The organism is Paenibacillus plantarum (assembly GCF_013141695.1).
Taxonomy (GTDB): Bacteria; Bacillota; Bacilli; order Paenibacillales; family NBRC-103111; genus Paenibacillus_E; species Paenibacillus_E plantarum.
On sequence record NZ_WHNY01000067.1, the window covers coordinates 167,536 to 180,924 of the forward strand.

A 13,389-nucleotide genomic window follows, 5' to 3' on the forward strand; every position below is an offset into this window, starting at 1 on the left:
TCTTCTATCAGGACTGAACGATTAAACTATTGGCGAAAAGGTTACATGTCTGAAATATTGAAATGCTTAATTTCTTATGGATTTGATACAATGGGACTATATCGAATAGAAGCATTTACTAATGTAGATGCTATTCAATCCATAAGTTTATTGAAAAAGTTTGGTTTTAATGAGGAAGCATTAGAATTTACTTAACCTAAACCAATTCCTATTATAAATTTTTTACTAACAAATTTACTTTAACGCTTCCCTCTTTTAATGGACTCTCTCCAGTTTCTCTTGTGAATATCGATAACTCGCCAGAACGGAATCAAATCTTTCGTCATTAATATAGAATTCGAAGGATGGCGGATCCAAGTTTTTGGAAATTTTGACGTATAGTTTGCTTTTGTAATCGGAAATATCAGCGGACCAGCTGCTCTCTTCTGCTAACGTATCAGCAAAGGCCGCACTTCGTTGAAGGTTGCCGTTATGCATAAGGATGATCATTACGTCCGGCAACTGCAAATGCATGCCTTGAAACTCAATGACGAATTCATTTTGTCCATCGGCGTCGAGATCCTTAAAAGACGGGCTGCCCCATTGATCAAAAGTATACCAAGCTTTTTGCGAGAAATCGTAGACGATGTAGAGCATGAGTCCCGGACCGTTCGCAAACAACTCAATCCCGCCTAAGAAATAATAATCCTTTGAACCGGACGAATAGGTTTGGTTGAACACGACTGTGTTATTGACGGCTTCTTTATCTAGTAGATCGAGGGAAACGTTGCTAATCAGGTATGTTTTTCCTTGGAGGTTTATTTCAATGTCCAACTGTTGCGGTAGAAGCGAAGCTTCGTCTTTCGGTTGTTGATAGATGGTCAACTCGATTGGCTTTCCTTGGAAAGCGCCGAACGAAAGGCTACGTACGCTTGCCCATTCTGCTTGTGGCTTACCGATCTGTAACTGGCTCAGCTGAATAGGTTGAAAGGACAGATTTACTGTTTGAGGGAATGCCTCCGCAACAGGTGGAGCTGTGTTTGACAGCTGGTTGGGCTGAACCGATGCGACATTCGGTTGGAGAGTGCTTGCAGGCTCGCGTACAGTTACCTGATGGCCTGATGAGCAGGATGCAAGAAGTATGTTTAAACTAAGGATGACGAAGACAAGAAGCTTCATCATGATTGGAACCACTCCTTTACATATTTAGCATCCATTTTTCATTTCTTTCCAACAAATTAGACGACTCTTCAAAATAATAGTTGCATAGAAAATGAAAAAGAATCTCTATGTAGATTTTGTGAAGTATATTTGTTATTAGAAATAATTGGTATAATTACCAAGTGAAATTATTTAATATATTCGAATTTTTATCTGAGAAAGGTGTGTGTGCATGAAAAAGGCGGCTAAGTATGCACTGGCGATGTCAGTATTGTACGGTGGGTTCAGTTTTTTAAGCACCTCAGCTACGGCGACAATCGATTTGATGTCAAATAGACAGTTGGTTGTTCTATCGGAGACGAATCTGCTGGATGACTATAGAAATCCAAATTCTATCGTTGGCTCGATTTCTGGTATGCAGATGGTAGAAGTGGCATGTACTCTGAATGAACCGAACTGTTTAGCAAGCATCCAAGGTAAAGATTATATACGTATAAAAACCTGGATGGGAGAAAAATGGATCGAGGATGATAACAAAATTACTGCTGGCGGCTATTGGGAAAAAGAAAGAGACATTACCCTTGTTGACGATATGAAGTTATATGACCAACCCGATGTCGGTGTTTATTCCAAAGCCGAACCACCTAAAGAGATAATATCACCACAAAAAGTGCATGTAACAGCCGTATATAATTATTTATATAAAGGGGCTCATACAGGAAAGGCAATGTTGGAAGCTCCAATGTGGTATCGAATTTCTACTAAACAACAGGGGCAGAAGTGGATTGTCGATCCATTTATCCCTGAAGACTTTCAGCATGTGGAGAGATCAACTGACAGAGTCGTTAAAATGACTGGGAACGAGTTGCTTTATGATCATCCCTATGAAGTTAAGGGAAAAGGAGTGAAAGCAACTCCTGGAATAGTTCAAGCGGTTGCAAGCTCCATTTTCAACATAAAGACTCAAATTTATGGATGGTTCAAGATTCAATTACAGGATGGAACTTTTAAATGGGTTAAATCGTTTCCCCTATTTGAATCTGAGAGTGGTCCGATAATGCAATCCGACTTAGATAACGAAAAGATCACCCTGCGAACCGCCACACGTTATTTCGACATCGACGGTGACGCAAGTATTAGTTTACAAAATTGGCTACAGCCGGGAACATATGTAGCTGACAAAATAAATGAAGGTTGGGCACGGATCCAAACCCCATTCGGTTGGAAAGTGGTCAATCTGGATAGAGCACCATTTGAACGACCTCAGGGCATTACAATCACACAAGAGAAAGTAAAATTAACCTCAGAAACAAAAACCTACTATTTTCCACGAACAGGAGAAGTTCTCCATCAAGCAGGCACCTTCAAAGATCAGGAAGTCCTATCTTTTGAAAAGTGGATTTCCCCAGAGGGAGTCAATTGGTATCATATTTCAACTTACAGTGGCATCGTTTGGGTACCGGATAAACCGTTACAGGAATGAACAAAATACGGATTGGTTCATCCTAATTTGTAGGAGTGAACCTTGGCCAACAGGTTACCCTTACAACAATAAAGCCCTTGCCTTAGTTTGAAAGGCGAGGGCTTCTTTTGGCTAGCATCTTCTTATGACGACATAGGATTCGAAGCTTGCTGCCGGGAATGTTTGCGGTATTCGGAGGGAGTTAGCCCAGTTTTGTGCTTGAACATCCGATTGAAATGCCCTACGTTGTTGAAGCCGACCCTATAGCTAATGTCGGTTATTTGTTGATCCGAGCCTACTAACAGCTCGATTCCTTTGGAAATCCGGATATCGTTGACATATTCGATGAAGCTTTTTCCCTTGAGCAGCTTGAACGTGCTACTAAAGTAGGAGGGAGACATGAAGGATTTCTTGGCCAACTCCTCTAAACGAAGCTCATCCATATAATGAGTATCGATGTACTCGATTGCTTCATAAAAGGCTTGGCGGTGAACATTTATGGACGGTTGCCCTCCACTTGCCGCGTGGTAATTACGGAATTCCCTGCCCGCTAAGACCAACAGCTTTAATAAGTCGGCTTTGATGGACAGCATATAGCCGTCTAATTCCGCAGCAGACTCTCGCTGCATAGAAGAAATTAATTCTTCAATTCGTCGTTGGTTGACGGGGGTGACGTTCAGTTTGGGGAGCAATTCGTTACCGATGCTTACCAAGGGTTGAATATAGGCAAAATCAAAGAAATGCTCCATATGAGATAAACTCTGCATATTCTCATTAATAATCGAAGGCATAAAATCAATTTCCACCACTTCAAAATCCTTGCCTTCTCTAGGCAGCAAAATATGCTCTAGATACGGAGGAATCGCGAAGAAATCTCCTTTTACAACGATGGAATGGTTGTTTCGGATATGATGGATGCAACTTCCTGATGCTACGTAGCTTAATTGAAAATGTTCATGAGCGTGAACAACCGTATTGTAATTTTCCACATTTCTCGTACGAATTCGAAAGGGGAATTCTTCTCCCAGAAACTCCCGGTATCCATATATGGGGTAGCTCATATTCGCTTTCCTCCTTATTCAGCATCATCATAAGAAACGTTAAGAATTCAGTGAAAAAGTGCAAGCCGTTTACTTGAAAAAGGGTTACGCTTAATCCAGCACTGGTGAGGAGGAAAAACGATGAGGTCATATGCGTTCAGCACATTACCCTGCAGCAACTGGTCAGTGGAGCAATTGGTCGAAACTTGCGTTACCCTTGGTTTTACGGGAATTGAGCTGCGGGAAGAAGCCGGGTCACTTATTTCCCTGGACATGGATGTTTCTGAAGCGGTTAAGGTAGCTAGATTTTTTCATACAGCAAGTATTCAAATAACCAATATTGGAAGCGGTATCTGTGTGAAAGGGACCGAGGTTGACCATCAAGCACTCAACCAGTTAAAAGATGCTGCCAGATTAGCAAGCTACATGAATGCGGGAGGGGTGCGTATTTTTCTGGGAAACTTCGCCCAGAGGCGGGATATTCCGTTGCAGCCCATCGATCATGCCGGCATCGTCCATTGGTTGCAACAAGCGTGCACCATCGCAGAAGCGTATGGAACCGAAGTATGGGTGGAGACACATAATGAATACGCTGTCGGGTCCATGCTGCGCAAGCTGTTGGAAGATGTGAACCATCCAGCCTGCAAAGTCATTTACGATATTATACACCCTCTGGAGGATGGTGAACATCCCGCCCAGACGATTAAACTGCTGGGAGACCGTTGCGCTCATATCCACATCAAGGATGGTGTTCCCCCTCAGGATCCTTTGCAGCATGACTGGATTTATACCAAGGTGGGAGAAGGTTCGTTGCCGATCGGAGAAATTGTGCAGACGTTAGAGCAAGAAGGCTACCGTGGCTTCTATTCCTTGGAATGGGAGACCAAATGGCGTAAAGAACTACAGCAGTTGGCCATCGAGCCTGAGATCATTTTCCACCATTATATCGATTTCATGAACAAAATAAGTAGATAGCAGGAGGGAATAGGATGAAAACATTCATTGCAGTAACCAATCCCGATTTGCGGAAGTTGCTCTTTGGGAGTGAGACCATGGCGGCGCTAGAGGCGTTCTCAGAAGTGGAGTGGGCGGATGATCGTATTCCTTTCAATAGCGAGCGGTTAGCTGAAGTAATTGGAGAGTATGATGCGTGTATCACAACATGGGGATCCCCGAAGTTTACGCCGGAAGCGATTCAAGCGGCAAAACGGCTGAAATTCATTGGCCATGCGGCCGGTTCGGTTGTTGCCATAGTTAACTCAGATATCTATGATACGGAAATCGTTGTTACCAGCGCTAACAAACCGTTGGCCTATTCCACAGCTGAAGCTGCAGTGACACTTATGTTGTCGGGCGCTTGGCGATTAAATGAGTTTAGCAGTCGGATCAAGGCAGGGGGCTGGTCCGATAACAGCAAAGAAACGGTGCTAGGCCTGACCGGGCGTACAGTGGGATTAATCGGGCTGGGGGAAATTTCCCGCCGGGTCATGAAACTTTTGCAAGGCTTCGGTGTGCATATTCTGCTCTATTCCCGCTATTGTACGGAGTCAGAGGCCGCCTCCTTGGGGGTAGAACTGTGCAGTTTGGATGAACTACTGACAAGAAGCCATATTGTCTCGCTTCATAATACATGGACGCCTGCGACGGAAGGGATGATTGGATCTCGAGAGCTGAAATTGATCCAACCCGGAGCCCTACTGGTGAATACAGCAAGGGGAGCGATTGTGGATGAAGCGGCCCTAGTAGAAGAACTTCAAGTAGGTCGATTTAGCGCTGTGCTGGATGTATACCGGTATGAGCCGCTTCCTGCGGATCATCCTCTTTTGCAGCTTACGAATGTGAGCTGCATGCCTCATATCGGCGGATTTCACGGCGATTTGAAGCAAAACCTCGGCAGATTTGTCGTCGAGGATTTGAAGCGTTTTATCCATGGACAAGAGCTGGAAGGCAGGGTTACGGCAGATTCCTACAAGCGGTTAACCCCCCATTAATGCATATTTTGACCCCATAGCTACAGCTGATAGCACCATATTCTGTGAAGCCAGACTTTGCGGAAAATGGTGCTGTTCGTTATTCTGTTACCTGAATCGCCTCTGCGGTCGTGGTGCCAAAGAAGCGACTTGCCTATGAAGGCAGTGCCAAGATTCCCTTCATACTCAATGATCCTACGGGGATGCTGCGGGTAGAGAAAGGGAAAATGGTAGAGAGTGTAGTTGAACTTCGCGATATCATGCCAACCATATTAGAAGCAGCTAATGTTGCCATTCCCACTTCTGTGGTTCAGGTACTCTCAAACGGGAAAGGAACAATATATCGATCTTGAGCGTGAACCGAATGAGTTGAGTAATTTAATTAAGTCTGATGACTATGAGGTCGAGATTCAGCAATGGAGAAACAGTTTGATCAAAGAATTATTTGGAAAAGAAGAACGTTACACAGATGGGAAGCAGTTGCTAGTGGGAAATCGCCAACAACCTGTTTGAATCATAACGTCAAACGACCGTGATTTATCTTGATTTAGCTTGATTTTGCAAGGATGTGCAAACCAGACAAGATAGTTGCAGGCGGAAGAGCACGTGATCAAAATAGTGCGATTGTTAGGGCAAAGTGACTTCCTATATAGTGCTTATATAGAAGGAAGTAGTTATTCACTTATCGAGGAGATGAGCTTACATGGCCCAGTTTACAATGCAATCTTTTGCACAGCCGGAAGCGACTTACCGGATTCATCCATTTTGGTTTTGGAATGGTGATATGAACGATGAACAGATTCGTTACCAGATCGATGAGATGGCGGACAAGGGGTTGGGGGGATTTTTTGTCTGTGCGAGACAGGGGCTTGAAGTACCTTACTTATCCGATGCTTGGTTTCAAAAAGTTCGCGTAGCGGTTGAAGCGGCCGAGCGCCGCAAACTGCAGGTGTGGCTCTATGACGAGTACCCCTATCCGAGTGGGATCGCCGGCGGTGAGGTGACACTGGAGCACCCGGAGGCTAAACACTATACACTCGAGCATCGAGCGGAGCGTGTGCAAGGTGGAGCGCACTTGTCCATGGAGCTGCCGTGGGCGCGCATTTTATATGCAAAAGCGATTCCGCTCAGTCCGGAGGGCGCTAAGCTGTGGCATGAGGCGATAGACGTCCGTTCGTCGATCGGGAACTTTCAGGCGGAGCCGATTTTTCAGAAAGCAGGCTTGACGGCTTACAACCAAAAGCGGTTCTTTACGTACCGTACCGTTCAGAAAATGGAATGGACAGCACCCCCAGGCGATTGGGAAGTACTGATTATGCAGGAGAAGGAAATCGAAGATTTCAAATACTACGGTACGTTCGTCGATCCATGCAATCATGAAGCGATGGCAACATTTATTCGATTGACCCACGATAAGTACGCACAGCATCTAGGCGAATACTTCGGTGGTACGATTAAAGGCATGTTTACCGACGAGATCGGGCTGTTGGGCAAGCTGCCCTGGTCTCCGAGGCTGCCGCAATTTTTCCTGGAACGCAATGGCTATGATTTGAGGGAGCACCTTCATGCGCTGTTGTATGAAGAAGGGGAACAGTCTGCCCGTATTCGTTATGATTATTATCAAGCCATTCATGAGCTGCTGCTCAGCACTTACCATAAGCAGGTACACGATTGGTGTGAACAGTACGGTTTGCAGTATGTGACCGAGGTACCTTCCGTACGGCATACGACACAGCGGTACAGCCATGTGCCCGGAGGCGATACCGCGCATGAGAAGCTCGGACGTTCGCTGGATTGGATTTTGAATAATCAGGCGGAAAGCTTTCGGTCGAGTGCCAAAATGGTCAGCTCCATTGCCCGTCAATTCGGCCGTGAGCGCAACTTGATTGAGTGTTTCCATAGTGTGGGATGGTCGATGACGCTCCAGGATGCCAAGTGGATGATCGACCGTATGGCTGCGCAAGGCACGAATTTCTTTAATTTCCATGCTTTTTTCTATACGCTCGATGCCTTGATGAAGCATGACGCCCCGCCGTCACAGTTCTTACAAAATCCGTATTGGCCGCATTTCAGACAGCTCGGCGATTATGTTGGACGGATCAGCTACGTCATGAGCTGCGGCGAAGCAGACATTCGAACAGCGGTGCTTCAACCGACAACCTCGCTGTGGGCAAACATGGGCAATCCCTTCCACCATTTTGATTACGGTGGCAATAACGCCGATGAGAAGCGTAAGCTTAGCGACTTGAAAGCGTGGTGGACACGCATTTGCAACGAGCTGACCTACAGTGGCAGGGATTACGACCATTTGGATACGGAACTGCTAGCGGAAGCCGTGGTAGAGAACGGTCAGATTCTACTTGGTAATGCCAGCTATTCAATCGTGATTGTGCCGCCAATAACTAATCTAGAGAGCGGCGCGTGGGCGAAGCTGGATGCGTTCCTTGCGCAGGGTGGAACGGTGATTAGTATGGGGCAATTGCCGTACCACGCGATTGAAGAAAACGGCTGGGACTTGGCGACGTCAGCGAGCACCTTCGGTTTGCCAGAGCCTGTCGCCGAGCATTTCTGGAACGAAGGCACCGAATCGGCGTTGTCATGGTCCAGAGGCACAGGAAGCGCATATCACTTGCCGTTCGCGGCGTCGGCTGACGAAGCTGCGACGCTGGGCAGCATGTCAGCGCTCCTTGAGGAGCTACAGCCGCTGGCTGTGAAACTGAGTCCGGCATACGGCGGGCGCAGTATTCTTATGCAGACGCGCCGGATTGACGCGGACAGCTTCCTTGTTTTCGTAAGCAATCAGGAAGAGGCGGAACGTGATTTGTCTTTACAAATTTCCACCGCTCTTTGGGACGAAAATGACGTGAATGCCGCTCAGTTTACTGAGCTATCCTTAGATCGCGGTGACGAGGCACCTGTTGAGGCTGAGCTCTTCGTCAACGGCTGGACATTGCCGGTTCTGCTCGTCGCGTATCAATCCAGACTGTTCCGCATTACGCGCAGCCCTAATGCCGTTGCCGTGCAAAACAAACCATGGACTTTCCAAATCGATGCATCCGACTCCACTTTATGGACGATGCAGACCGATGAAGATAATGCGGTACGCTTGGATGCTTTCCACCTATCCGTGCAAGGTGTGAACAGCGCGGAAGCAGGTGCTCAGGACACACTTCCACAGGTACAAGTGAAGACATTCATTGATCAGTGTGCCGACCTTGCTGATTCGACGAAACTGCCAGTGAACATGAGCCAGTTGTTTGGGACTCCGATGCGCATTCAGCTAGCGTATCCACTACAGGCGAACTATACGGCAACCTTTGTTATGGAGAAGCCGCTCGACCGGGTTCACCTAGTGATGGACCAAGGCGCGATCTCTGGTGAGGGATCGATTTTGATAAACGGCCATCGTATCCATAAGTCGGATTTTACGCGACACCATGTGTATGACTTTATGAACGTGGGCTGCGAGATTACCGCTTATTTGAAGCCTGGTGTCAATGAAATCGCGGTAGAGGTTACGATTGAGCAGGATTGGAACGGCCTGATCGATGCGCTGTATGTAATAGGGAGCTTCCAAACTGGCTTTGACGCGGAACAGCGTCCTATCTTAAAGCGTCCGATTGTTCAGCAGCAGCCGCTCGCTGCGAGTCCATACGCGGGTTATCCGTATTTTGCCGGAACGATGAGCTTTAGCCGTGAACTGAAGCTTGAACGATTGCCTGTGGAGGAGAATTTCGAACTTGTGTTCGGAGGACTGGACAGTGAGTTCCACGACGTGGCAGAAGTGCTGGTCAATGGTGTTTCCCTTGGCGCGCGCACATGGATGCCCTACCACTTCCGTGGCCAGACATCCATGTTGACGGAAGGTATGAATCGTATTGAAGTGCGCGTGACCAATACGTTAATCGGCTTACTGGAAGGGAAGTATTTCGATTATGCGAAACACGAACTGAAGCCGGTGTACGCTGCTGAACGCGTGCGAGCCTACAAGAACCGGGAAGGGGAGTGAGACGTCCATGACACACAACACAGAACCTGCTGCGTCTAAACCTAACATTATTTTTTTCATGACGGATCAGCAACGCTGGGATTGTATTGGTACATACAACTCACATATCCATACCCCGAACATCGACAAACTGACTGCGCAGGGCATCACTTATAGCCAGGCGGTATGCCAGGCGCCGATGTGCGTGCCGAGCCGCACTTCGATGATGTTTGGCTACTATCCCTCGCAGCTCGGGGTGCGAACAAATCACGGCGGTTTGTACGATGAGGATAAACTGCCAAGCGATCCGCTCCCAGAATTGATGCGGCAAGCGGGGTATCAAACTGCAGGCTTCGGGAAAACGCATTGGAATCACGGCGTGAAAACGGAGGTCCCGTCCACCCGAGGCTTCGAGGTGCGGGCCGTCGGGCTGTCCCGTGACAGTGGACACTACGAAGATGGTGCCATCATGATGGGAGATGTCGAGCCGGAGGGACTCGCTGCTTATTATGAAGAAACGAAAGAGTATGGCGGTGGCGAGGAAAATTCGAAAGGTTACATCGGCTGCACGAGTCAAGTGCCGACGCCTTGGCACCGTGACGGCTGGGTAGCGGAGCAATGTTTGAATTTCATCGACGAGGGGCTGGATGAGTCGCGCCCGCTGTTTCTATATCTTTCCTTTCTAAAGCCGCATGCCGGCTTCAATGTGCCGAAGGAATTCGAGGATCTCTACGATTTGAACGAGATCCCGGATATCCCGCAACCGCCATGGGAGCTCGAGCAGGATACACATCTAGCCGCGACGGACGCTGTTAATGAGAGCAGTCAGATCAACTATTGGGAGAAACGGCATGTCTGGGAAGCGATGACGCCGGAGGAACGGAAGCGGACGACGCTTCGCTATTGGGCCAATTGTTCCTGGCTCGACGATTATTTGGGCCAAGCATTGGAGAAGTTGGAGCGGCAAGGACGATTGGACAATGCCCTGATCGTCTTCGTCTCCGACCATGGCGAGATGATGGGCGAACGGCAGCACCGCTTCAGCAAATACTGCTTGTACGAGAGCAGCGTCCGAGTGCCGATGATCTTGGCCGGCAGCTATTTGCCGCAAGTGGCCCACGACACGGTGGACGATCGTCCGGCTGAGCTGGTGGATCTCGTACCGACTTTGTCGAAGGTAGCGGGCCTGCCACGTAATCCACAGCTGCCCGGACTTGATTTACTAGGCGAGACCAAGCGTCTTGGGACTTTCTGCGAGTTTCATGGCAAAGGGACGGAACCGCATCATTCGGCTCCCGCTTTGATGTGGAGAAAGCAGGACTACAAGCTGATCATGTATATGCCAGGCACGCTTGGAGGGGCGATCGGCCGAATCGGCGAGTTCCAAGGGGAGCTTTACGATCTGGCTGCGGATCCGAATGAATGGCACAATGCGTATGGCGATGAGAAGTATGCGGCGATCCGTGAACGGATGACCGGTGAGCTGCTTATGCATCTGGCCTGCGTTTGGTCCCGCGGCCCGGTCTTTTATGACCGGCATGGGCTTGCAGCGTTGGAATAATCTTGTTTTTTGAACGTCTTCAATGAAAGAAGGGGCTGTCCCAAGCGTCGATGACGAGGGGGATTGCCCCTTTTCATTTGGACGGGAGCTCAGCGTTAAAGAGTGGCAGTCTCCAGCAGTAAGGCCCTCCTTGCACGCGATTTTTCCCGTCATGACGCCATTCTTAGGCCACCGTACAATATTGTCTCAATCGGCAAAATAGTCGCAATCCCCATTCCAGTTGCGACAAAATTGCCTCGTACCCAAACAATATTGTCTGATTGTAAACGGTACGAAACTAGTCTAAGTTGGTAACATTCGATAACATAACTGGAAAGGGGAATGAGAGGATGGCAATGGTACAACCAGAATCTGCAGCATCCGGCAATTCTGCGAAATCCCGAACTGTGCGCAAGGGAGGTCTTTTACGGGATTTAAGGCGTGACAAATATTTATATGTACTGGCGTTGCCAGGTGTGTTGTTTTTTCTAATTTTCAAATTTGTCCCGATGTGGGGCGTCGTGATTTCATTTCAGAACTTTTCTCCGTTTGCCGGCATTACCGGCAGCGAATGGGTAGGATTCGAGCACTTCCAACGGTTTTTCACTAATCCGGACTTTATGCTGCTCTTCCGCAATACCATGGCGATAAATCTAATGAATCTCGTCCTCTTTTTCCCGCTGCCGATCGTCCTCTCGCTGCTCTTGAATGAGTTGCGGAGCGTGTTGTATCAACGGGTGATTCAATCGATCGTGTATATGCCGCATTTCTTGTCGTGGGTCATCATCTCTGGCTTAACATTCCTGTTGTTTGCCAAGGGAGAAGGTTTGGTCAACAAAATGCTGGAAGGCTTAGGCTTTGCTAGAATGGACTTTTTAACGAATCCCAATACGTTTTGGGCCATGCTTACTGTTCAATCCATCTGGAAAGAATGTGGTTGGGGGACGATTCTGTTCCTGGCGGCGATGGCCAGCATTGATCCTGGGGTTTATGAAGCAGCCAAAATTGATGGAGCGGGACGTTTTCGCCAAATGTGGCACATTACGCTCCCAGCGATTCGTACGGTTATTATCACGCTGCTCATATTGCGGCTTGGACATATGTTAGATGTCGGTTTTGAACAGGTATTTCTGATGTACAATGGCGCTGTTTCACAAGTGGCTGAAGTGTTCGATACGTATGTGTACCGGGTTGGGATTCAGCAAGGTGAGTTTAGCTACAGTACCGCTGCCGGTCTGTTTAAATCGATAGTCGGCTTAGTATTGGTTGTCATAGCGAATTGGATTTCTAAAAAGATGGGCGAAGAAGGCGTATATTAAACGTTACTTCTTATCGATAAGACGTAGCTATAGCAATGTCCTTAGGAGGGAATTATATGAAAGTAGGGCTGAGCAACCGGTTGTTTAACATAGCAAATATTGCTGTGCTGGGGCTGGTCGGTATCATCACTTTTTTTCCATTGTATTATGTGTTTGTCGTTTCTTTTACCGATCCGACGGAATATCTGAAAGAAAGCTTCGTGCTCTTCCCGAAGACGTGGTCGCTGGAATCGTATAAATTTCTAATGGCGACGGGCGCTTTCCCGAGATCGATCGGTGTGAGTGTCTACGTAACCCTTGTCGGTACGGCACTGAGCTTGGTCGTTACCGCTTCACTAGCGTATACTTTGTCTAGAAAAAGGCTTCGCGGAAGACGATTCGCTCTGCTTGCGATTCTCATCACCATTTTGTTTAATCCCGGTATGATCCCGAACTACATGTTGGTTCGTGAGCTGCACCTGATTGACAGCTTATGGTCGTTGATTTTACCGGCACTTGCCAGTGGCTGGAATGTGATTTTGATGAAAGGCTTTTTTGACAGCATCCCCGCTGAGCTGGAGGAATCCGCTTCGATGGACGGGTGCAACGATCTGTCGACGTTTTTCCGGATCATTTTGCCGCTGTCGCTTCCTTCGTTGGCCGCATTCGGATTGTTTTACGCAGTCGCGTACTGGAACCAGTTCTTTAATGCACTGATTTATATTAACGATGCAAGCAAATGGCCGCTTCAGGTTATGCTGCAAAACATTTTGCTCAATGCCAATAATGCGGATCTTCGGATGGATGTTTCAAGTGTTCCGCCTCCATCTGAAACGTTAAAAATGGCAGCAGTGATCGTCGCGACGGTTCCGATTTTGCTGGTTTATCCTTTCTTGCAGAAGCATTTTGCCAAAGGAGCTATGGTAGGCTCGGTCAAGGGGTAGCAGTCTG

Annotated in this window: 11 protein-coding genes; 9 read left to right on the plus strand and 2 right to left on the minus strand. The window is 47.7% G+C overall.

What is annotated here, in order from left to right; translation table 11 throughout:
• The first annotated feature begins 6 nt into the window (after positions 1 to 6).
• A complete protein-coding gene (locus tag GC096_RS39590; RefSeq protein ID WP_376769521.1) occupies positions 7 to 195 on the plus strand; it encodes a GNAT family N-acetyltransferase in 189 nt (62 codons plus the stop codon).
• A gap of 60 nt (positions 196 to 255) precedes the next feature.
• Here GC096_RS39590 and GC096_RS23935 read toward each other — a convergent pair whose 3' ends face one another.
• Positions 256 to 1,161: a hypothetical protein gene (locus GC096_RS23935; protein WP_171633782.1), complete on the minus strand. Its 906-nt coding sequence runs from the start codon at positions 1,159 to 1,161 to the stop codon at positions 256 to 258.
• A gap of 211 nt (positions 1,162 to 1,372) precedes the next feature.
• Here GC096_RS23935 and GC096_RS23940 point away from each other — a divergent pair, with 211 nt between their 5' ends.
• A complete protein-coding gene (locus GC096_RS23940) occupies positions 1,373 to 2,623 on the plus strand; it encodes a hypothetical protein (protein WP_171633784.1) in 1,251 nt (416 codons plus the stop codon).
• Between the two features lie 122 nt (positions 2,624 to 2,745).
• Here GC096_RS23940 and GC096_RS23945 read toward each other — a convergent pair whose 3' ends face one another.
• The gene (locus GC096_RS23945; protein ID WP_171633786.1) at positions 2,746 to 3,663 is read right to left on the minus strand and encodes an AraC family transcriptional regulator; all 918 of its coding nucleotides are present in this window, start codon (positions 3,661 to 3,663) and stop codon (positions 2,746 to 2,748) included.
• Between the two features lie 120 nt (positions 3,664 to 3,783).
• Here GC096_RS23945 and GC096_RS23950 point away from each other — a divergent pair, with 120 nt between their 5' ends.
• From GC096_RS23950 to GC096_RS23980, 7 genes are all read left to right on the plus strand, one after another.
• Entirely contained in the window at positions 3,784 to 4,617 is an 834-nt protein-coding gene (locus tag GC096_RS23950; protein ID WP_171633788.1) for a sugar phosphate isomerase/epimerase family protein, read from the plus strand.
• A 14-nt stretch (positions 4,618 to 4,631) separates the two neighbouring features.
• A complete protein-coding gene (locus GC096_RS23955) occupies positions 4,632 to 5,633 on the plus strand; it encodes a hydroxyacid dehydrogenase (protein WP_171633790.1) in 1,002 nt (333 codons plus the stop codon).
• 264 nt (positions 5,634 to 5,897) lie between these two features.
• Entirely contained in the window at positions 5,898 to 6,125 is a 228-nt protein-coding gene (locus tag GC096_RS23960; protein WP_171633792.1) for a hypothetical protein, read from the plus strand.
• Positions 6,126 to 6,315: 190 nt separating this feature from the next.
• On the plus strand, positions 6,316 to 9,621 hold the full coding sequence (locus GC096_RS23965) for a glycosyl hydrolase (protein WP_171633793.1): 3,306 nt from the start codon (positions 6,316 to 6,318) through the stop codon (positions 9,619 to 9,621).
• Between the two features lie 7 nt (positions 9,622 to 9,628).
• Complete coding sequence (locus tag GC096_RS23970) at positions 9,629 to 11,161, plus strand: sulfatase family protein (RefSeq protein ID WP_171633795.1); 1,533 nt, start codon at positions 9,629 to 9,631, stop codon at positions 11,159 to 11,161.
• A gap of 329 nt (positions 11,162 to 11,490) precedes the next feature.
• Positions 11,491 to 12,459, plus strand: coding sequence for an ABC transporter permease (locus tag GC096_RS23975; protein WP_216626247.1), 969 nt, complete (start codon positions 11,491 to 11,493; stop codon positions 12,457 to 12,459).
• Between the two features lie 56 nt (positions 12,460 to 12,515).
• On the plus strand, positions 12,516 to 13,382 hold the full coding sequence (locus tag GC096_RS23980; RefSeq protein WP_056623712.1) for a carbohydrate ABC transporter permease: 867 nt from the start codon (positions 12,516 to 12,518) through the stop codon (positions 13,380 to 13,382).
• Positions 13,383 to 13,389: the final 7 nt, after the last annotated feature.